Annotated in this window: 19 protein-coding genes; 8 read left to right on the top strand and 11 right to left on the bottom strand. The window is 51.1% G+C overall.

Annotation, left to right across the window (positions count from 1 at the left end):
* Window positions 1–64: 64 nt before the first annotated feature.
* From OI69_RS15100 to OI69_RS15065, 8 genes are all read right to left on the bottom strand, one after another.
* A complete protein-coding gene (locus OI69_RS15100) occupies window positions 65–460 on the bottom strand; it encodes a DoxX family protein (RefSeq protein WP_039352128.1) in 396 nt (131 codons plus the stop codon).
* 272 nt (window positions 461–732) lie between these two features.
* Entirely contained in the window at window positions 733–1023 is a 291-nt protein-coding gene (locus OI69_RS15095; RefSeq protein ID WP_039352124.1) for a YqjK-like family protein, read from the bottom strand.
* On the bottom strand, window positions 1020–1415 hold the full coding sequence (locus OI69_RS15090; protein WP_039352120.1) for a phage holin family protein: 396 nt from the start codon (window positions 1413–1415) through the stop codon (window positions 1020–1022). The genes OI69_RS15095 and OI69_RS15090 overlap by 4 nt, the downstream gene beginning before the upstream one ends.
* 14 nt (window positions 1416–1429) lie before the next feature.
* A complete protein-coding gene (locus OI69_RS15085; RefSeq protein ID WP_039352117.1) occupies window positions 1430–1735 on the bottom strand; it encodes a DUF883 family protein in 306 nt (101 codons plus the stop codon).
* Between the two features lie 250 nt (window positions 1736–1985).
* Window positions 1986–2381, bottom strand: a complete 396-nt coding sequence (gene mzrA, locus OI69_RS15080; RefSeq protein WP_039352113.1) for an EnvZ/OmpR regulon moderator MzrA — start codon at window positions 2379–2381, stop codon at window positions 1986–1988.
* A 2-nt stretch (window positions 2382–2383) separates the two neighbouring features.
* Window positions 2384–3067 carry a DedA family protein gene (locus OI69_RS15075; RefSeq protein WP_039352110.1) on the bottom strand — a complete coding sequence of 228 codons (684 nt, stop codon included), beginning with the start codon at window positions 3065–3067 and terminating at the stop codon, window positions 2384–2386.
* A gap of 453 nt (window positions 3068–3520) precedes the next feature.
* Complete coding sequence (gene exuR / locus OI69_RS15070) at window positions 3521–4297, bottom strand: transcriptional regulator ExuR (protein ID WP_039352107.1); 777 nt, start codon at window positions 4295–4297, stop codon at window positions 3521–3523.
* A 210-nt stretch (window positions 4298–4507) separates the two neighbouring features.
* Complete coding sequence (locus OI69_RS15065; RefSeq protein WP_039352105.1) at window positions 4508–5809, bottom strand: MFS transporter; 1302 nt, start codon at window positions 5807–5809, stop codon at window positions 4508–4510.
* Between the two features lie 414 nt (window positions 5810–6223).
* Here OI69_RS15065 and uxaC point away from each other — a divergent pair, with 414 nt between their 5' ends.
* From uxaC to OI69_RS15045, 4 genes are all read left to right on the top strand, one after another.
* A complete protein-coding gene (gene uxaC / locus OI69_RS15060; RefSeq protein ID WP_039352101.1) occupies window positions 6224–7633 on the top strand; it encodes a glucuronate isomerase in 1410 nt (469 codons plus the stop codon).
* A 120-nt stretch (window positions 7634–7753) separates the two neighbouring features.
* Window positions 7754–9220 carry a tagaturonate reductase gene (locus tag OI69_RS15055; RefSeq protein ID WP_039352099.1) on the top strand — a complete coding sequence of 489 codons (1467 nt, stop codon included), beginning with the start codon at window positions 7754–7756 and terminating at the stop codon, window positions 9218–9220.
* A gap of 19 nt (window positions 9221–9239) precedes the next feature.
* Complete coding sequence (locus OI69_RS15050) at window positions 9240–10730, top strand: UxaA family hydrolase (protein WP_039352096.1); 1491 nt, start codon at window positions 9240–9242, stop codon at window positions 10728–10730.
* A gap of 88 nt (window positions 10731–10818) precedes the next feature.
* Complete coding sequence (locus tag OI69_RS15045; protein ID WP_039352092.1) at window positions 10819–11349, top strand: YgjV family protein; 531 nt, start codon at window positions 10819–10821, stop codon at window positions 11347–11349.
* 181 nt (window positions 11350–11530) lie between these two features.
* Here OI69_RS15045 and OI69_RS15040 read toward each other — a convergent pair whose 3' ends face one another.
* Window positions 11531–12484 carry a TerC family protein gene (locus tag OI69_RS15040; RefSeq protein WP_039352089.1) on the bottom strand — a complete coding sequence of 318 codons (954 nt, stop codon included), beginning with the start codon at window positions 12482–12484 and terminating at the stop codon, window positions 11531–11533.
* Between the two features lie 270 nt (window positions 12485–12754).
* Window positions 12755–13753, bottom strand: a complete 999-nt coding sequence (locus tag OI69_RS15035) for a Gfo/Idh/MocA family protein (protein ID WP_039352086.1) — start codon at window positions 13751–13753, stop codon at window positions 12755–12757.
* Between the two features lie 158 nt (window positions 13754–13911).
* Here OI69_RS15035 and rlmG point away from each other — a divergent pair, with 158 nt between their 5' ends.
* On the top strand, window positions 13912–15051 hold the full coding sequence (gene rlmG, locus OI69_RS15030; protein ID WP_039352083.1) for a 23S rRNA (guanine(1835)-N(2))-methyltransferase RlmG: 1140 nt from the start codon (window positions 13912–13914) through the stop codon (window positions 15049–15051).
* Window positions 15052–15067: 16 nt separating this feature from the next.
* Here rlmG and OI69_RS15025 read toward each other — a convergent pair whose 3' ends face one another.
* Window positions 15068–17122 (bottom strand): NADPH-dependent 2,4-dienoyl-CoA reductase, encoded by a 2055-nt coding sequence (locus OI69_RS15025; RefSeq protein WP_039352080.1) that lies wholly within the window; start codon window positions 17120–17122, stop codon window positions 15068–15070.
* Between the two features lie 213 nt (window positions 17123–17335).
* Between OI69_RS15025 and OI69_RS15020 the strand changes: the two genes are divergently transcribed.
* From OI69_RS15020 to OI69_RS15010, 3 genes are all read left to right on the top strand, one after another.
* The gene (locus OI69_RS15020) at window positions 17336–17632 is read left to right on the top strand and encodes an MbeD/MobD family mobilization/exclusion protein (protein ID WP_039352077.1); all 297 of its coding nucleotides are present in this window, start codon (window positions 17336–17338) and stop codon (window positions 17630–17632) included.
* A gap of 251 nt (window positions 17633–17883) precedes the next feature.
* Window positions 17884–18369 (top strand): ATP-independent periplasmic protein-refolding chaperone Spy, encoded by a 486-nt coding sequence (gene spy, locus OI69_RS15015; RefSeq protein WP_039352075.1) that lies wholly within the window; start codon window positions 17884–17886, stop codon window positions 18367–18369.
* Window positions 18370–18558: 189 nt separating this feature from the next.
* Window positions 18559–20028: a GGDEF domain-containing protein gene (locus tag OI69_RS15010; protein WP_039352072.1), complete on the top strand. Its 1470-nt coding sequence runs from the start codon at window positions 18559–18561 to the stop codon at window positions 20026–20028.
* Window positions 20029–20146: the final 118 nt, after the last annotated feature.

Raw genomic sequence — 20146 nt, 5'->3', positions numbered from 1 at the left:
GTTTGCTTGCCGTCTAATTCGTGATGCGAAGATTAAGTGTAGTACAGGCTGGAAAAGACCCGTTTTACCACTTTTTGCCCAGCAGACGATCAATACTGAATGCGCCTGGGCCCGTTACCGCCAGCAGGAGGTAGCCACCAGCGATCGTCAGGTTCTTCATGAACATCAGTTGGTTTGCACCTTCTGCAAAGTTAGTGTGGAAAATCAGTGCGGTCAGCAGGGTAAAGCCCGCGGTGAACAGAGCAACGGTACGCGTCAGCAGACCGAACAGCACCGCCAGACCACCACCCAGTTCCAGCAGAATCGTCAATGGCAGCAGGAAGGTCGGTACGCCCATTGCGTGCATGTATTGTTGTGTTCCCGCATAGGCATCACCCAGCTTACCGTAGCCTGCAACGATGAACAGAATTGGCATTAAGATACGTGCAACCAGCAGTGCAGTGCTTTCTAAATTTTTCATCATCTCTCCAATTAATTTTGTTGTGGGCTATGTTGCCCTATTGTGTTTGTTGTTGCAGGTGTTATCCAAAAACGTGGCCCACCATCAGGTTATGAATAGATAGTATAGAGAGATGATTTGCGCTGCTAGCGAGTATAATTGTTGTTTTATTTCAGAAAAATTGATGTTTAGTGATACAAGCAAGAACGCGCTGTCATGACATGAGCGCGTTAGCCAAGCGTCAAATGAAAATGTTGTATAGGAAGGACAGGTCACCGAGACAATGACAAGGGCTACGAACGTTGGTCAAACGTTTTACGGACGAGCCGGAATGTTCCCCACAATCCGACGAGGCGGCGTCCCCAGCGAATCATGCGGCTGGGATGGCGCACGCCATAAAGCGCCACAAGACTGGAGCCTACGATCCAGTATTTACGCCACTGCATCAGGTTTTGCCAGCCCCGATCGTAACGGGCGGTGGTCGCCAGCCAGTGCTTTTTACCGGCCGATAAGTCCAGCCGCTGCTGCTGTATCCGCCGCAGTAGCTGGGCCTTTTCTCTGTCTCGCTGCTGACGCTGGCTCATTTCGGATCTTCCTCCAGCAACGATCGGTCTGTCGCCAGTTCTTTACGCGTCGCTTTGAGCAAGGTGGAACGACGTACCTTCAAGAGTGTCCATATCCCGCCTATCAGTGCCAACCCAAGCAAGGTGGCGGTAATACACCCCAATGCAAAGAGACGATATTGCGGATCGATGCCCCAGATGATCAGTGCAATCAGGCTCATAATGCCAAAAGTAGCAAAAAGCAGCGTCAGACCGACCATAATCAGCAACTGAATCAGGTTGGCTTTCTCTTCCTCTAATTCAATTACGGCTAGTCGAACCCGGCTTTCCACCATGCTGACAATAATGGAGATGATGCGCTGAGCAGAAGCCATGACCCCGCTTGCGGGGCCTTGTTGTGATTTATCCGTCATAGCAATCCGCTAAGTTAGCGACGAGACAGCAGGACACCCAGCACGACACCCACTGCCGCGCCAATGCCGACACCGGTCCACGGATTTTTGCGTACATAGTCATCCGCCGATTCAACCGCTTCTTTGGTATGGGAGGCAATGCGTTCGCCGGTATCGCTCAGGCGATTGCGGGTTTCTTTCAATGCGCTTTCCGCTTTATTGCGCAGTTTGTCCAGTTCCGCTTTCGATTTATCCGTGGAGGTACTTAATACTTCTTCCAGCGTGTCTGCCAGCGATTTTAATTCAGCGCGCAGATATTCAGAATTTTGATCTTTAGCCATATTAATAACCCTTCATGTTATAAACCTGAATGTTAACTATAGCTGAAGTTAAAATTTATGCTGCCCAAAACGGTTACGGACAATTCTGATAACTCACTGTAAATTTTAGCGATTTACTTTTGAGTATAAAATAACCAATTCCCTCGTGTGGTGTATGGGTAATGTATGACGATGGGTTTTCACGCCGTCTAGTGTCTTTTCTAAGCGATTGATACGATTCTGGCTACCATGCTTATGCGCTTCATCGTCGTCACCCCAGTTTGGATTGTTTCTGTGTCAGCTTCTGTTGCCAAAAAGGTATCGAATTGGTCGCCTGCTGCGCCGTAACCGTGACTTTTGGCAGAGATAAACGTAGGACCTCTCGGGCGGCAATACTTTGTTCCGGCGAGGCAAGACGCACGATCAGGCTATCTTGTTCCGGTGTAATGCTTTTGATCGCGATCCCTTTTTCATTAAGACGCTGATACACGTAAAAGCCATCTGGCAATACGGCACCCTCATAAGGCTTGATGTGTAGCATTGCATCGTCTTGAGAACGGCGTGGCGATTGGGATTGCGTCAATACAATAATCGGCAGAGCAAGCAATAGCAGTATACGGCCGACTTTCCTGGCGGATAATCTAGGGAATAACCAGCGAATTGACACAGTTAGCTCCCTTTTTCTGCACTATTAGCGTTCGTGTCGCGTTTTTTGCGCCAAAGAACAAAAAGTGATCCAAACAGGCCGATAAATAGCAGCGCCAGTGGTAGCATCATCAGGAAGAACATCAGCTCGTCTTCATACTTCATAAAGAGGCTCGTTTTTCCTAAGGCAAAGCCTAGCGTAACCAGAATAAACACCCACAGGAATCCGCTCATCCAGTTAAAGAACTGAAAGCGTGCGTTATTCAGACCCGATAAGCCTGCGATGGTGGGTAACAGCGTTCTTACAAAAGCCAGAAAGCGGCCAATTAAGAGCGCAGAGAGACCGTGACGATGGAAAAGCTGGTGGGCGCGTTGATGATAATGTGCGGGTAAATGTGATAACCATCCCTGAACCACTCCCGTATTGCCAAGCCATTTCCCCTGTACATAGCTGGCCCAACAGCCCAGGCTGGCGGCCGTTGTAAGTAGAAATATCGTAAAAGGGTAATTCATTGTCCCTTTGGCAACGAGAACGCCAACTAAAATGAGCAGGCTATCGCCGGGCAGGAATGCGGCGGGGAGTAGGCCATTCTCCAGAAAGATAATCATAAACAGCAAGATGTAGATGGTCCACACCAGCTTCGGGTCGGCTAAAATATCGAAATCCTGATGCCAGAGTGCGTTTAACAGTTCTTTGATTAATTCCATCCGGTATTCCTAAATACTGCTGTTGCATTTTAGCCTTGGCGACAGTCATGCTTCTGGCATGACAAGAGTGAATACAGTTTTATCAGGGCACAGGATTATGATTTTTTGATGATCTCTGCTTTTCCGCCCGATGAGTGACGCTGATGTCTGACTTGATGCTCGTTTTTGCTGTAAACCCAGTAAACAGGTGTCCTGAGGATTGTTTGGTCTTGGCTGACTTTATAGGCAAAGTGACGAATTAAGCGTAAGAAAGACGCGTTAACTGTAACAAAATAGGTGTTACTGAGACAGAAAAATATTACGACAACCGAGGGGGTTTAGGGGGATTTTTCGAGGAAGAGTGAGGATTTCTACGATATTTTACACTCGCTGACAGAAATCAACGTTTTCTGACCTTTTACCGCTGGTGCAAAATGTTCCCCCTGCGTTCAAAACAAGGGGGAAGGGGCGTGTTTAGGGCTTGCCAGTGTGTATTTGATCGAGATGAACGACGGGATTTTCGGCGAACATATAGCGATCGACGTTAAACTCAAAATCATCCGTTGTGGCGCGAAACAGCATCTGTTTTGTATTTTCCAGATGTTGCCACATTGCCAGCTTGGCAGCGTAAGGATCTTTGCGAATCAGCGCTTTAAGGATGCGGTCATGCTCTTCGCACCAGCTTTCAATCGATTTGTCGTCAATGTGCTCATGCAGTTTGCGCCAGTAAGGATTGTGGACCCGCTGGCTCCACATTTTTTCGACAATCGTTGCCATCGCTGAGTTTTGCGTTGCCAGCGCGACCTGAACGTGGAATTTGAGATCCCATTGAGAATCACGGAAGCGATCTTCCTGACGTGCATATTCCTGAATTTCCATCAGTTGGATGATGTCCTGACGGGTCACCTGCGTGGCCGCAAATTCAGCAATGTTGCTTTCAATGAGTTGGCGAGCCTGCAACAGCTCAAACGGACCTGCCGCGACGAATTCAATGTCACCGCTATTGATGAACGGGTTTTTCTGCTGATTGGAAATGACATGAATGCCTGAACCTTTACGTACTTCAACGTACCCTTCGACTTCCAGCATGATGATGGCTTCACGCACCACGGTGCGGCTGACATTCATCTCTTCCGAAATATAACGTTCTGCCGGTAATTTTTCGCCGACCTGATACATACCGCTTTCGATACGCTGTTTTAATTCTGCGGCTAACTGCTGATATAGCCGTCGGGGTTCAGTGAGTGCCATAGATGATGTTTACTCATCGATAGACGACGGACCATGTGTTATGTCAGGGCCAGAGTGCCTATCTTGTTAATCTTTGAGGGATGATTTGTTATACCACTTAATCATAGCCGCAACCAATGTTGTGGTCACAGTTATCGCAGCGTGTTATCAGGGGAGGTGACTCACCCGGTATCCGATCATACCGGATGAGTCAGGATAATGCAGGAGTTATCAGTGCTGGTTAGCTGCTTTCAAGGTTTCAGCCTCAGCGGCGACTTCTGAAGCTGGTTGGTTTTTCAAGACGGTCCAGATGACGACGGCACCTAACAGGTCGAAGACGGCCAGTGCAGCAAACAGCGGGCTGAAGCCCAGCGTATCAGCCAGCGCGCCCACAACCAGTGCAAATAGGGTGCTTGCCATCCAGGCTGCCATTCCCGTCAAACCGTTCGCTGTGGCCACTTCATTACGACCAAACACGTCGGATGACAGGGTAATCAGTGCGCCAGACAGCGACTGGTGCGCGAAACCGCCGACGCACAGCAGGGCAATGGCGACATAAGGGCTGGTGAACAACCCGATCATCCCCGGAGCAATCATCAGTACCGCGCCCATGGTGACAACCAGTTTGCGGGAAACGATCAGATTCACTTTGAAATGTTTCTGGAACAGCATTGGCAGGTAGCCACCCAGGATGCAGCCGATATCCGCGAACAGCATCGGCATCCAGGCGAACATGGCGATTTCTTTCAGGTTAAAACCGTAGGCTTTAAACATGAACAGCGGGATCCAGGCGTTAAAGGTGCCCCAGGCTGGCTCAGCCAGAAAACGCGGTAGCGCGATACCCCAGAATTGGCGGTTACGCAGAATCTGCCAGGCAGACATTTTCTTGGAGTTATTGGTTTGGTGCTGTGCTTCTTGCCCACTAAGAATGTAGTCGCGCTCTTCGTCGCTGAGTTTCTTCTGATCTTTAGGGTGTTTATAGAACACGAGCCAGCAGAGCGCCCAGACCATGCTCAGCGCACCGGTAATGATAAAAGCCATTTCCCAACTGTGCGCCACAATCGCCCATACCACCAGCGGTGGTGCAATCATCGCGCCGATGGATGAGCCGACGTTGAAGTAACCGACTGCGACAGAACGCTCTTTTGCCGGGAACCATTCGCTGCTGGCTTTCAGGCCGGCGGGGATCATTGCGGCTTCCGCCATACCAACCGCGCCGCGCGCGATAGCTAAGCCGCCCCAACTGTTTGCCAGCGCGGTTCCCATGCAAAAGAGCGCCCACAGAATGGCGAACATGGCATAACCGATTTTGGTGCCAAGCAAATCCAGCACATAGCCTGCGATGGGCTGCATAATGGTATAACACGCTGAGTAGGCAGCAACAATGTAAGAATACTGCTGTGTGGTGATATGCAATTGATCCTGTAGCGTCGGGGCAGCGACAGAAATTGCATTACGCGTCAGATATCCCAGCACGGTGCCAATGGTCACCAAGCCGATCATATACCAGCGTAATCCTTTGATTTTACGCATTTAAATTTCTCTCCGAGTCAATAAAACACAGTGATGGCTCTTGAGTAGCGTCACGGTGTGAGGTGTCTTGTGATGTAGCGCGACACGTTTTGTTGTTGTGCAGAACAGGAAACCCCTTCTCTTTGTGAGATAGCGATTGAATCCCTGCTTAAGACAGCGCTACAATAATTTGTCATACATCTTTAAAAGTTGAGTGATATCACAAAACCACTATTTTTATGCGGAATAACAAATTCGTCGTTTAAATCGAGATGGATAAGCCGTTTAAGCCGATAAATGCGGAGTTATTGTACTGTTTGTTACATTTTTGCGATCATGACCTCACAAACACTGTGAGATATCGCGCATAATTGGTGTGATATCTTTTAACGACCAACCCATTTGGTGCACAAGAAGCACGGTAAGGAAGAAAACATGCCCCAGTTTCTGAGTGAAGATTTTCTGTTAGACACTGAATTTGCTCGTCGCCTTTATCATGAGTATGCCGTTGACCAGCCGATATTTGACTATCACTGTCATTTACCGCCCGAGCAGATTGCGGAAAACTACCGCTTCAAAAATTTGTATGACATCTGGTTGAAAGGCGATCACTACAAGTGGCGTGCGATGCGTACCAACGGTGTGCCTGAGCGTTTGTGTACGGGTGATGCCAGCGACTGGGAAAAATTTGAGGCATGGGCGGCTACCGTGCCGCACACCATCGGCAACCCGCTTTACCACTGGACACATCTGGAACTGCGTCGTCCGTTTGGCGTCACCGGTACGCTGCTGTCACCGAGCACGGCAAAAGACATTTGGGATCGCTGTAATGCCATGCTGGAACGCGATGACTTTACCGCGCGCGGCATCATGCAACAGATGAACGTGAAAATGGTCGGTACGACAGACGATCCGATTGACGATCTGCGTCACCATAAAACCGTTGCTCAGGACTCAAGTTTCTCTATTAAGGTGCTGCCGAGCTGGCGTCCGGATAAAGCGTTCAACATTGAACTGGCAACGTTCAACGACTATATGGCGAAACTGGGTGAAGTTTCTGACACCGACATTCGTCGTTTCAGCGATCTGCAAACGGCGCTGACCAAAAGGCTGGATCACTTCGCGGCGCACGGCTGTAAAGTGTCCGACCACGCGCTGGATGTTGTGATGTTCGCCGAAGCGAATGAGGCGACGCTGGACAATATTCTGGCGCGTCGTCTTTCTGGCGAAACGCTGAGCGAACAGGAAGTGGCGCAGTTCAAAACCGGCGTTCTGGTTTGGCTGGGGGCGGAATATGCGCGTCGCGGCTGGGTTCAGCAGTACCACATTGGCGCATTGCGTAACAACAACCTGCGTCAGTTCAAGCTGCTGGGGCCGGATGTGGGCTTTGATTCCATCAATGACCGCCCGCTGGCTCAGGAATTGTCTCGCTTGCTCAGCAAGCAGAATGAAGAAAACCTGCTGCCGAAAACCATCCTTTACTGCCTGAACCCGCGCGATAACGAAGTGCTCGGCACCATGATCGGCAACTTCCAGGGAGAAGGGATGCCGGGCAAGATGCAGTTTGGTTCTGGCTGGTGGTTCAACGATCAGAAAGACGGTATGCAACGCCAGATGACCCAACTCGCGCAGCTTGGTTTGCTGAGTCGCTTTGTCGGTATGCTGACGGATAGCCGTAGCTTCCTGTCTTATACCCGTCATGAATATTTCCGCCGCATTCTGTGCCAGATGATTGGCCGCTGGGTGCAAGATGGCGAAGCGCCAGCCGATCTGCCGTTGCTGGGCGAAATGGTGAAAAACATCTGTTTCGATAACGCTAAAAACTATTTTGCCATCGAGCTGTAATTCCACTGCGTCGTCGGTGTTTCGGCCTTTTGTCGCCCGCGCCTGTGGTGATTCGGTGCGGGTGAATATGAATATAGGGCAGTGGTTGATTGCTCGCGCCCTGAATGTGAGAGTCTGTTAATGCAAACGTTAAATCGTCGTAATTTCCCCGGCCGTCAACACCCGGATCGGGTTATCCAGTTTGGTGAAGGCAATTTCCTGCGCGCCTTTGTTGACTGGCAGTTGGATTTGCTGAATGAGCACACCGATTTGGATGCGGGGGTTGTTGTGGTTCGCCCGATCGATTCCGATTTCCCGCCTGCGCTGGATACTCAAGATGGGCTGTATACCACCATTATCCGCGGTCTGAACGAGCAGGGTGAGGCGGTGCGCGAACCGCGTTTGATCCGTTCGGTAAACCGTGAAATCAACGTGTACCGCCAGTTTGATGAGTATCTGGCGCTGGCGCACGATCCAAACATTCGTTTTGTCTTCTCCAATACCACCGAAGCCGGTATCAGCTACCACGCCGATGACCGTTTGAGCGATGCGCCGCCCATGAGCTTTCCGGCAAAATTAACCCGCCTGCTGTATGAGCGTTTCTGTCATTTTGACGGCGCGGCGGATAAAGGCTGGGTGCTGCTGCCGTGCGAACTGATTGATTACAACGGCGTGGCATTGAAAGAGCTGGTGCTGCGCTATGCCGCCCAGTGGGAACTGACGCCAACGTTTACCGCCTGGCTGAACGATCACAACACCTTCTGTTCAACGCTGGTGGATCGTATTGTGACGGGTTACCCGCGTGCCGAAGTGGAAGCGCTAGAGCAGGAGATGGGCTACAAGGATACCTTCTGGGATACGGCGGAGCACTTCTACCTGTTCGTGATTCAGGGGCCGCAGTGGCTGGCGGAAGCATTACGCCTGAACAAGCTGGATCTGAACATTCGTATTGTTGATGACATCAAGCCCTATAAAGAACGTAAAGTGGCGATTCTCAACGGTGCCCATACGGCGCTGGTGCCAGTCGCGTTCCTGGCGGGTCTGGATACCGTTGGCGAGTCGATGGATGATGCCCTGATTGGCAAATTCGTAGAAAAAACCATTGCCGAAGAGATTGTGCCGGTACTGGATTTGCCTCATGACGAACTGACCTCGTTTGCTCAGGCCGTGCTAAGCCGCTTCCGTAACCCCTTCATTCAGCATCAACTGCTGTCTATCTCGCTGAATGGTATGACCAAATTTCGCACCCGTATTCTGCCGCAGTTGCTGACTTACCGTGAGCGTCGCGGCGAGCTGCCTGCGCGCCTGACGTTTGCGCTGGCGGCTTTGATTGCGTTCTATCGCGGCGAGCGTCGGAGTGAGGGCGAGGCGTTACAAACCTACCCATTGCAGGATGACGCACACTGGCTGGAGCGTTATTCCACGCTATGGGCGGGCGTAAAAGAAAACACCGTCAGCCTGGCTGAACTGGTGAATGTCGTACTGCGCGATGCCGATCATTGGGAACAGGATTTAACGCAGGTTCCTGGTCTGGCGGCACAGGTGACGGAACAGTTGCAAACCATCGTTGAGCGCGGCATGCGCGCAGCCGTGGAAGGTTATTGCTAATCAGCAAGAAGGGTTATCCATGCAAAGTATTATAAAAATTCATTCTCTGGACAATGTGGCTGTCGCCCTGCGTGATGTTGAGCAAGGCGAAACGGTGTCGGTGGATAGCCATACGGTGACACTTCAGCAACCTGTCGTACGCGGCCATAAGTTCGCGTTGGAAACCATCGCACCGGGAGAAATGATTACCAAGTATGGTCTGCCGATCGGCCATGCCTTGGTGCCCATTGCCCCCGGAGAACATATTCACTCCCAGAATGCGAAAACCAACCTGAGCGATCTGGATGAATATCAGTACCAGCCTGAATTTATCGATCTGCCGCCGCAAATGGGCGATCGGGACGTTCAGCTTTATCGTCGTAAAAATGGCGATGTCGGTATCCGCAACGAGCTGTGGATCCTGCCAACCGTCGGTTGCGTGAATGGGATTGCGCGTCAGATTCAGCAGCGTTTTCTGAAAGAAACCCATGATGCCGAAGGTATCGACGGTGTTTATCTGTTTAGTCATACCTTTGGTTGCTCACAGCTCGGACAGGATCACGAAAACACCCGTACGATGCTGCAAAATATGGTGCGTCACCCGAATGCGGGGGCGGTGCTGGTGATCGGTCTGGGCTGTGAGAACAATCAGGTTGATGCATTCCGCACGACGCTGGGCGATTTTGATTCTGACCGCGTAACGTTCATGGTGTGCCAGCAGCAGGATGATGAAGTTGAAGCGGGTCTGGAACGTCTGCATACGCTGTATGAAGCAATGCGTCATGACCAACGCGAACCGGGTAAGCTGAGCGAGCTGAAGTTTGGTCTGGAATGCGGTGGTTCTGATGGGCTGTCTGGTATTACTGCCAACCCGCTGTTAGGCCGTTTCTCCGACTATCTGATTGCTAACGGCGGCACCACCGTGCTGACCGAAGTGCCGGAAATGTTCGGTGCGGAACGTATTCTGATGAGCCGCTGCCGTGATGAAGCGACGTTTGAGAAAACGGTACACATGGTGAATGACTTCAAACAGTACTTCATCGCGCACGATCAGCCGATTTACGAGAACCCATCGCCGGGTAACAAAGCGGGGGGGATCACCACGCTGGAAGAGAAATCGCTGGGCTGTACGCAAAAAGCGGGGCAGAGCAAAGTGGTGGACGTGCTGAAATATGGTGAGCGCTTACATACTCCGGGGCTAAATCTGCTCAGCGCACCGGGGAATGATGCCGTGGCAACCAGCGCGCTGGCGGGAGCCGGTTGCCATATGGTGCTGTTCAGTACCGGACGCGGCACGCCTTACGGCGGCTTCGTGCCGACGGTAAAACTGGCGACTAACAGTGAGCTGGCGAAGAAGAAACCGCACTGGATTGATTTCGATGCGGGGCGTTTGATCCACGATATGCCGATGGATGAACTGCTGAGCCAGTTTGTTGAGCTGATTGTCGAGATTGCTGACGGCAAACGTACGAAGAATGAAGTGAACGACTTCCGCGAATTAGCCATATTTAAGAGCGGTGTGACGTTGTAAATTCCATTCATTCCAATTAAAATAAAACGGCGTTTCATTTTTATGATGGCGCCGTTTTTTTTCGCAGCAACTTTTAGAGGCAGGGATCATGACACAGTATTGGATTGCCCAGTCTGTTGGTGTACTGGCGTTTGTTGTCGGTATCACCATGTTTTTCAACCGTAACGATCAAAAATTCAAAATACAGCTCTCGGCATACAGCGTCGTGATTGGCCTGCATTTCTTCCTCATGGGGGCCAATGCGGCGGGTGCCAGCGCGTTGTTGAACTCGGCACGTACGCTAATCTCGCTGAAAACACACCACATTATCGTGATGTTTGTCTTTATCTCACTCACGCTGCTCTTTGGTTTGTCGGGTATGCACCATGCGATGGAACTGCTGCCGATCGCAGGGACGGTTGCCAGTACCTGGGCGTTGTTTCGTACCTCTGGGCTGACGACCCGCGCCGTAATATGGTGCTCAACGGCCTGCTGGACGGTGCATAATATCTGGCTGGGATCGATTGGTGGCTCGCTGATTGAAGGCAGTTTCCTGCTAATGAACGGTTTTAACATCATCCGCTTCTGGCGCATGCAGCAGCGCGGCCTCGATCCTTTTAGCGTAGAGAAGAAAGCGTAATATCGAGGTTTCTCATCACGCTAACGCCGCTGTTGAGATGTTGATGGCGGTTTGGGCTAGCGACTCACCTGATGCGCCACAGGCACACAGCGTGGCGTGGTTGGTCAACCTGAATATCCAGCGTATGGGCTGCGATACTGTTCTCCGCACAGGAAACCCGTGCGGAGAGGAGGAGAAAGGATTAACGCTCTGCGCGTTTGTTTACCCAGACGTTGATAAGCATAGTGATGATCAGAATGCTGGCGACAACGCCGAGAGAAATTGCCACCGGAATATGGAAAATGTCGATGAGCATCATCTTGGCACCAATGAAGATCAGAATGACGGCCAGACCATATTTCAATAGCGAGAAGCGCTCAGCCACGCCAGCCAGCAGGAAGTACATGGCGCGCAGGCCTAGAATGGCGAACAGGTTTGATGTCAGCACGATAAAGGGATCGGTCGTGACGGCGAAAATCGCGGGAATGCTGTCGACGGCGAAAATTACATCGCTGATCTCAACCATAATCAGCACCAGAAACAGCGGTGTGGCATACAGTAAACCATTGCGACGGATGAAGAATTTATCGTTCTCAATACTATCCGTCATGCGCAGATGGCTACGCAGCCAGCGCACTATCGGTTTGTCCCCGATCGCCCCATCACCTTCTTTAGCCAGTGCCATTTTGATACCGGTGAACAGCAGGAAGGCGCCGAATACATAGAGCAGCCACTGGAACTGTGTGACCAGCCAACTGCCGCCAAACACCATCAGCGTTCTGAGAACGATGGCACCTAACACGCCGTAAATCAGTACGCGACGTTGGTATTGTGGGGGAATGGCGAAGTAGCCAAACAGCATCAGCCAGACGAAGACGTTGTCAACGGCGAGGGCTTTCTCGATCAAATAGCCGGTCAGGAAGGCTAGCGCCTGCGCGTTAGCCACTTCACGACCTAATGTGCCGTCCAGATACCACCAGAAACCGGCATTGAACAGCAGAGAGAGCGCGACCCAGATGATCGACCAGGCGGCAGCCTGTTTGAACGTCATTACCGTTGACCCTTTGCGCCCTTGATAGAGCAGGTCGATGGCCAGCATTACTACAACAATGGCAGCGAAGCTACCCCATAACCATGGCGTGCCGATGGTGTGCATAGCAAGATCCTTAAAATAGAAACAAAAACGGCCAACATCGGAAGGACGCTGGCCGCTTACTAAAGCTGTAAATGCACCTCGCCTTCCGGCAAGATCTCACTTACAACATTAATGACGCTGTTTCATTAAGAATGAAGCGATTTCATCAAAGTTGCCCAGTAACCGGATGCGAAACGCATCGTAATGACGATTAGCTGGCGGAAAGTTACTCCCCTTTGCCTGACTGAAGATAGGTGAAAAGATGATCTTGGTCAAATAATTATCGTCACCTTATTCCGCATGTCCCGGTGTGGCGGCATCGGCAGGAAACACGACACCCGTCTGGCGGCGAACTTCTGTCAGCAGCCCGGCAACGGTGCGCGAGCGCGCTAGCTCCGCATGGTTGATCTCGCCACTGTTCACCAGCGCGGAAAAGGTTTCCGCTTCGTACAACATGCTGTTGATATGCTGTGGCTGACTGAGATCCAACTGTTTGCCTTCGCGTGGGATGAATTTCACGTTATGGCATTCGGAGAGCTTTTCAATCACCAGCGAGCCGTCTTCCCCTTGAATTTCACTGGGAATCGCAGAGTGGCTGACTTTGGAATGGATAATCGTGACATCGAAATCGCCGTAATTCAGGATGACGCAGCCATGTGCATCCACGCCGCTTTCCAGCAGTGTCGCACTGGCCTGCGTAGTACCCGGTTCTCCCCACAGCGCCACGGCGAACGCTAAACAATAGTAGCCGATATCCATGATAGAACCGTTGGAGAACGCCGGATTGAAGGTGTTAGGGTTTTCGCCCGCCAGATAGCGCGGGTAGCGTGAAGAATACTGGCAGTAATTCAGTATCACTTTACGCAATCTGCCGACTTTCGGCAGCGCCTGCTGGATCAGGCTAAAATTGGGCAGGCTGGCGGTTTTGAATGCTTCAAACAATACGACCTGATTTTCTCTGGCGCAGGCGATCATTTGCTCGACTTCATAGCGGTTAGAGGCCAGTGGTTTTTCACAGATGACGTGTTTGCCGTGGCTCAGGAAGAGCAGCGCCTGTTCGCAGTGCAGTGAGTTGGGGCTGGCCAGATATACCGCATCGATAAGATCGGATTTCGCCATGGCTTCCAGCGAATCAAACCGCGTATCCACCATGTAATCGGCTTGAAAAGGCTGCGCTTTTTCTGCCGTTCGGGAATAGATGGCGGTGAGCTTCAGTTTGCCCGTTTCATGAGCGGCATCAACAAACTGGCGGGTGATCCAACTGGTTCCTACAATAGCGAAGCGAATCATAAGCGTTTGGTATCCTGAAAGCATTGATGATGATGCAGATTAGCACGGTGAAATGACAAGGTAACGTCAATCATTTCCCGCTTTGGCAGAGAAAAGCATTTACTGACGGGCTATTTTAAGGGATAAACAGCGCAAATTTTATGATGCAGGAGAGGCTAATGAGCCAACTCGAATTGGAAACGTGCAACCTGACGTTGGTGCGTTACCCTCAGGTCGCTGAAAACTCGGCGCTACAGGCGTGGGATGCCGCAGATGAGTACCTGCTGCGCGAGCTGTCCACTATGGAGATCGCACCGGGGCCGCGCCTGATTTTCAATGATACGTTTGGTGCGTTAGCCTGCGGTTTGCAGGCACAATCGCCCGTGAGTGTGAGTGACTCTTACCTTAGCCAACTGGCGACGCGACATAATCTGGAGTTGAACGGTTATGATGCCAATGCGGCCACGTTGTTGGATAGCATGGCGGAACTGCCCGCTGCGCCTGCGCTGGTGGTGATAAAAATCCCCAAAACGATTGCGCTGCTGGAGCACCAGTTGCGAATGTTGCGTAAGGTCGTCACACCGCAAACACGGATCATTGCTGGGGCGAAAGCGAAAGATATTCACACCTCAACGCTGCAACTGTTCGAGCGCGTGATGGGGCCGACAAGAACCTCGCTGGCCTGGAAAAAGGCGCGTCTGGTTCACTGTGAGTGGGCGGATTTGAAAGTAAGTGAGCAATCACTTATTGCTGAGTGGGAGCTGGACGGTTACGGATACCGTATTCACAACCATGCCAACGTGTATTCGCGTAATGGGCTGGATATCGGTGCGCGTTTCTTTATGCAGCATTTGCCGGAACAGCTAGACGGTAAGATTGTCGATCTGGGCTGTGGCAACGGGGTGATTGGGCTGGCGGCGCTGAAAGCCAATCCAGACGCCACCGTCGGTTTCTTCGATGAATCTTATATGGCTATTGCATCGAGCCAGATGAACGTTGAAGTTAACTGCCCGCAGGATATTGAGCGCTGTAGTTTTGTAGTGAATAACGGATTGGCTCGTGTTAAGCGCGATACGTTACAGGCGGTACTGTGTAACCCGCCATTCCACCAGCAGCAGGCGGTGACGGACGAAATCGCCTGGCAGATGTTTATGGATGCGCGGCGCTGCCTTCAGGTGGGGGGAGAATTGCGCATTGTGGGGAATCGCCATCTGGATTATTTCCACAAGCTGAAGCGTCTGTTCGGCAACTGTGAAACCGTCGCCAGCAATACGAAGTTTGTGATACTGCGTGCGGTGAAAACGGGGTCATCCCGCTAACCCCACCTTGTATTGATTAGAGTATTAACGCCAGCCGGGTGGCCTGATCGATCGCCCGGCGTGCGTCCAGCTCCTGCGCCACATCGGCACCGCCAATTAAGTGAACGTGACGCCCGGCAGCCTGTAAAGGCTCGTAAAGCGCGCGGTTGGGTTCCTGACCTGCGCAAATAATGATGTTATCCACCGGTAGACAGCGCATTTGCTGGTCGTGGACGATATGCAACCCCTCATCATCAATATGGTGGTATTCCACTCCGCCCAGCATCGTCACGCCGTGACGCAGCAGTGTGGCACGGTGTATCCAGCCTGTTGTTTTCCCTAAATTCTCGCCGGGCTTGCTGGTTTTTCGCTGTAATAACGTAATGTCTCGCAGGTGGGGAAGCTCGACAGATTGCTGGGGCAGCAGGCCGCCCCGGTGTTGTAAGTGTTTATCAATGCCCCATTCCGTATAGAAATCAGGGCGTTCTGTCGGAGAAGAATGCGTATTAAGACGATGATTCTCGCCAGGAGGGCTGCTATCGCTAAGCAGATAGTGCGCGGTATCAAAACCGATGCCGCCTGCGCCGATGATGGCGACCCGCTTGCCAACCGGTTTTTTGTCACGCAGGACGTCCAGATAGCTCAGTACGCTTGGGTGATCGATGCCGGCAATCGCAGGGGTACGCGGTACGATGCCACAGGCCAGAATCACGTCATCAAAACCGAGTAAATCAGCGACGGTTGCCTGCGTGTTTAGGCGCAATGTGACATCGAGCCGCGCTAACTGCCGACGGTAGTAGCGCAGCGTTTCATAAAATTCCGCTTTGCCGGGGATCTGTTTGGCAATGTTGAACTGCCCGCCGATAGACGACGAGGATTCAAATAGCGTGACCTGATGGCCGCGTGCGGCGGCGTTGACGGCAAAAGCCATGCCCGCCGGCCCCGCGCCGACTACCGCAAGGCGTTTGCTGATGTATGCGGGCTGGATGGGTAATTCGGTTTCGTGACAGGCGCGCGGGTTGACCAGACAAGACGCGACCTTACCAGCAAAAATCTGATCGAGGCAGGCCTGATTGCAGCCGATGCAGGTATTGATTTCATCGGCACGTCCCGACTGGGCTTTGGCTACCAGTTCGGCATCGGCGAGAAAAGGACGCGCCATCGATACCATGTCGGCACAGCCTTCGGCTAAAAGCTGTTCTGCCACGCTGGGATCGTTGATGCGGTTGGTGGTAATCAGCGGGATACGGACTTTCCCCATCAGTTTCTGCGTCACCCAGCCGAATGCACCGCGTGGCACCAGCGTGGCGATGGTGGGGATCCGTGCTTCATGCCAGCCGATGCCCGTATTAATGAGCGTCGCGCCCGCACGTTCAATCGCCTGCGCCAGTTGCACAATTTCCTGCCAGCTTGAGCCTTCTTCTATCAGGTCGAGCATGGATAAGCGGTAAATCAGGATGAAGTCTGGCCCCGTTCGTTCCCGCACGGCACGAACAATCTCAAGCGCAAAACGGCAACGGTGTTGAAAATCCCCCCCCCATTCGTCGTCGCGATGATTGGTATGCGTCACCAGAAACTGATTAATCAGGTAGCCTTCCGATCCCATAATTTCTACGCCATCGTAGCCAGCCTGCTGCGCCAGCCCCGCACAACGGGCAAAGTCGTTGATGGTTTGCACGATATCTTGCGTACTCATCGCTCGTGGCGCAAAGCGGTTAATCGGTGCCTGAATGGCGGATGGCGCGACCGGATCGGGCTGATAGCTGTAGCGTCCGGCGTGGAGAATTTGCAAAGCGATTTTCCCGCCGACCTCGTGTACTGCCTGTGTGAGAACATGATGATGCGCGAGCTGTGCCTCGTCATGCAGCGTCGCACCGCCTTTGGCGACGGCACCTTGGGCATTGGGCGCGATGCCGCCAGTGACAATCAGACCCACACCACCTTGTGCCCGCTCACGGTAAAATGCGGCCAGCCTTGTGGTGCCGTCCGGGTGTTCTTCCAGACCGGTATGCATGGATCCCATGACTACGCGGTTCTTTAACGTTGTGAAACCGAGATCGAGCGGGGAAAGCAGCGTAGGGTAGGCTGTCATTGCACTCTCCAGTGACGTCAACTGGTCTGATGAGTCATTGTCTTCAATCTAGCTGCAATTGGGTGAATTGTGAAATTTATGTTTATTTATTGTGATTGATGTCATTGCTCATCGTAAGGACAACGCCCTCGGTGAGGGATCGTGCGTCGGAGTGTTTGTTGTCAGGGGCGTGTGACATTATAATCCGCGGGTTGATCGGGCAAAGGTATCGTTATGCGGGTGGAAGAGTTGGAATATCGGCTGGATAGCGCGCTTCGGGCGTTAGAGCAAAGCGTTCAGCGTCAACAGCAGACGTGGCGGCAGGAGCATCAGTCCCTCCAGCAGCAGTTGCTTCAGGCGAAAGAGCGTGATGCGTATCTTTGCACGCAGATTGAACGCCTCTCTGCGCAGTTGAATTCGATGGACAGTTCACCGGAGCGAAATCCGCTGATTCAGAAAATGAAAATGATTTACGCCCAACTTGACGTGCTGGCACAAGACGCTACCGTTTTTAGACGTTCACTTCGATAATCGCCCTGCTGATATTTTCCGACGAGCGATATGGGATGCGGTAAAACGCATCAATATCGTGCGGCGGTATTAACGCAATACTTCCGCTTCCTTACACAATTCCTTCTTATTCTCCATAATTGCCGCAAATGTGGAGCCAACACTTGCAGAGATTTACCCTTGCTCTAATTAACTGAAGGTGTTGCGCCTATACTTTATCTCGTAGCACGGCACTCGCCGTCGACGAGTTAATTCACAGAGAGGAATAAAATATGCGTAAACTCACTGCAATGCTGGTTGCTTCTTCTTTAGCATTGGGCGCGGCAGGTATCGCGCATGCTAATGACGCACCGAAAGGGCCTGGCTCAGAACACAAGATGATGAAAGAGGGTCGGGAGCACCGCGGTATGATGGGGCCGGATGCGATGTTTAAGACGCTGAATTTGACGGAAGCGCAGAAGCAGCAAATTAAAGCCATTATGAAAGAGTCCCGTGAAAAGATGCACAAAGCGATGCAGGATGATCGTCGTGATATACATAGTCTGATCACAGCAGATACCTTTGATGCCGCAAAAGCACAGGCGCAGTTAGATAAAGCCGACGCGGCACACAAGGCCAGAATGCTTAACGGACTGGAAACCAAAAACAAAATTTACAACGTTCTGACGCCAGAGCAGAAAAAGCAATACAACGACAACTTCGAAAAGCAACTGACTCAACCGCCAAAACCTGACGGCAAGCCAGTCCCTGTGGAATAATACTTTGCGCAGAAAAAAATAAGCTCGCAAGACCATCGGATTGACGCATTACCCCTAGGTAATGTTTCAGTCCGGTGGTTTTTTATTTCTCATAACGATCATACCGTGAGCCGTGAAATAATTAATGCTATTCTCATCTTGTGCTGATAAAGCAGATGAAATCATAGAACAGTAGGCGGTAAACGACAGATGAATCATACTTTCACATTGAAAAATATAAAATTTCTTTTTCTTCTGTTTGTCGCTACCTCCTGTGTAAGCTGGCTGGGGTTTCAGTTTCTGGTATTGGATGAGCTGTCGCTATTTTGGCCCGCCAATATTCTTGTTTTTTGTCTCATGATTAATTTCAGAATCAGAACAGGGACGGTAAAGGATAAAGCACTCTCCGCCTGCATGGGGTTTTTAGTGAGCTATGCGGCGATGTTGTCGGTAGCATTACTGTTCGGTAATCATATACCGTTAAAAACTAAAGTGTTGTTATGTCTGTGTAATATGGTCTTTGTCGTGGTGGCCTGGTGCGTATTTTTTGTGATATGCCGGATTCACCGCCAGTGGTCGATATTCGAGAAATTCGGTAAATATTATGTTTATATAATTTTTACCGCGACGTTTTTAGGCGCGTTTTCATCTGGCGTAGCGTATGGAGCGTATGTCTATGTTTATCATTTAGGGAGCGTCTATGGCGAGTTTATGGACTGGTTCAGCGAGCAATTAGGGACCGGTATTGTACTCGCATTTTTTTTCCTACGAAGTAAGGATATTCTACGTGCCATAAAGAATATTTCTTTATCTCCCAAGCATCTTGGTGAGAATGTCATCCCTTTTCTGGTCTTTATCATCTCTTTACTTGGGATCTTATTTTTTCTCGATGCCAGCCTCATTGCACTGTCTATTATTCCGCTCACACTATGTGCGTTCAATTACTCTTTCCCGATCATGTCGTTGCTCTGTGCGATTACCGGGGTAACGCTGAATTACCTCTATATTAATCAGGTCAGTATGCTTATTGATTCTAATTCAGAGGAGTACGTCAATTCATTTATCAGCACGGCGAGACTGAATATCGCGATGTTAATTATGGCGATGTTAAGCGTTTCTCATTTTATTTCAATGAACCGACGGCTGATTAAAATTATCGAAAGTAATAGCCTGAAAGATGTACTAACAAATACCTTAAATCGTCGTGCCTTTCTCAGTATTTTGAATGGGAAACAGGGCTTACTGCCGTATAGGAAGAAGCGTCAGCTAACGTTGCTATTTCTGGATATTGATTATTTTAAGCAGGTTAACGACACCTATGGCCACACCTGCGGCGATGAAGTTATTGCCAGCTTTGCCCGTATGCTGAGTACCCATATTCGATCCAGCGATGTGCTTTGCCGCTGGGGCGGGGAAGAGTTCATTATTGCTGCGTATGACCTGACGCCTGCGCAATCTGAAGTCATGGCTGAATCGCTGCGGCGTCTTACTGAGTCCACGGTGCTTGTGATGTCTGATAGGCGGGAAATCCATTTCACCACCAGTATTGGTGTCGCTACGTTCTCTCAATATGACGGCGGCAATATTTTTGACCTTATTGAGTTGGCGGATGAGCAACTGTATAAAGCGAAAGCGCTGGGGCGTAATCGTGTTTGTATACAGTCCGTGGAGTCTTCTTGACCTGAAATGCCTGCCTTAAGAGATGATGCTGAAGATAAACCTGCTATTTGCGGCTGATAGCGTCCAGTGTGGGCAGGGGGCGACAAATGACATACCGACTTCCCAGTAGGAGAGGGGG

This window comes from Pectobacterium fontis (assembly GCF_000803215.1).
GTDB classification, from domain to species: Bacteria; Pseudomonadota; Gammaproteobacteria; order Enterobacterales; family Enterobacteriaceae; genus Pectobacterium; species Pectobacterium fontis.
This window is presented reverse-complemented; position numbering and strand designations above follow the sequence as displayed.

Bases quoted from the DNA above. Each gene is read 5' to 3' on its own strand.
- OI69_RS15100 (WP_039352128.1), bottom strand. From the start codon at position 460: ATGAAAAATTTAGAAAGCACTGCACTGCTGGTTGCACGTATCTTAATG.
- OI69_RS15095 (WP_039352124.1), bottom strand. From the start codon at position 1,023: ATGAGCCAGCGTCAGCAGCGAGACAGAGAAAAGGCCCAGCTACTGCGG.
- OI69_RS15090 (WP_039352120.1), bottom strand. From the start codon at position 1,415: ATGACGGATAAATCACAACAAGGCCCCGCAAGCGGGGTCATGGCTTCT.
- OI69_RS15085 (WP_039352117.1), bottom strand. From the start codon at position 1,735: ATGGCTAAAGATCAAAATTCTGAATATCTGCGCGCTGAATTAAAATCG.
- OI69_RS15075 (WP_039352110.1), bottom strand. From the start codon at position 3,067: ATGGAATTAATCAAAGAACTGTTAAACGCACTCTGGCATCAGGATTTC.
- exuR (WP_039352107.1), bottom strand. From the start codon at position 4,297: ATGGCACTCACTGAACCCCGACGGCTATATCAGCAGTTAGCCGCAGAA.
- OI69_RS15065 (WP_039352105.1), bottom strand. From the start codon at position 5,809: ATGCGTAAAATCAAAGGATTACGCTGGTATATGATCGGCTTGGTGACC.
- uxaC (WP_039352101.1), top strand. From the start codon at position 6,224: ATGCCCCAGTTTCTGAGTGAAGATTTTCTGTTAGACACTGAATTTGCT.
- OI69_RS15055 (WP_039352099.1), top strand. From the start codon at position 7,754: ATGCAAACGTTAAATCGTCGTAATTTCCCCGGCCGTCAACACCCGGAT.
- OI69_RS15050 (WP_039352096.1), top strand. From the start codon at position 9,240: ATGCAAAGTATTATAAAAATTCATTCTCTGGACAATGTGGCTGTCGCC.
- OI69_RS15045 (WP_039352092.1), top strand. From the start codon at position 10,819: ATGACACAGTATTGGATTGCCCAGTCTGTTGGTGTACTGGCGTTTGTT.
- OI69_RS15040 (WP_039352089.1), bottom strand. From the start codon at position 12,484: ATGCACACCATCGGCACGCCATGGTTATGGGGTAGCTTCGCTGCCATT.
- OI69_RS15035 (WP_039352086.1), bottom strand. From the start codon at position 13,753: ATGATTCGCTTCGCTATTGTAGGAACCAGTTGGATCACCCGCCAGTTT.
- rlmG (WP_039352083.1), top strand. From the start codon at position 13,912: ATGAGCCAACTCGAATTGGAAACGTGCAACCTGACGTTGGTGCGTTAC.
- OI69_RS15025 (WP_039352080.1), bottom strand. From the start codon at position 17,122: ATGACAGCCTACCCTACGCTGCTTTCCCCGCTCGATCTCGGTTTCACA.
- OI69_RS15020 (WP_039352077.1), top strand. From the start codon at position 17,336: ATGCGGGTGGAAGAGTTGGAATATCGGCTGGATAGCGCGCTTCGGGCG.
- spy (WP_039352075.1), top strand. From the start codon at position 17,884: ATGCGTAAACTCACTGCAATGCTGGTTGCTTCTTCTTTAGCATTGGGC.
- OI69_RS15010 (WP_039352072.1), top strand. From the start codon at position 18,559: ATGAATCATACTTTCACATTGAAAAATATAAAATTTCTTTTTCTTCTG.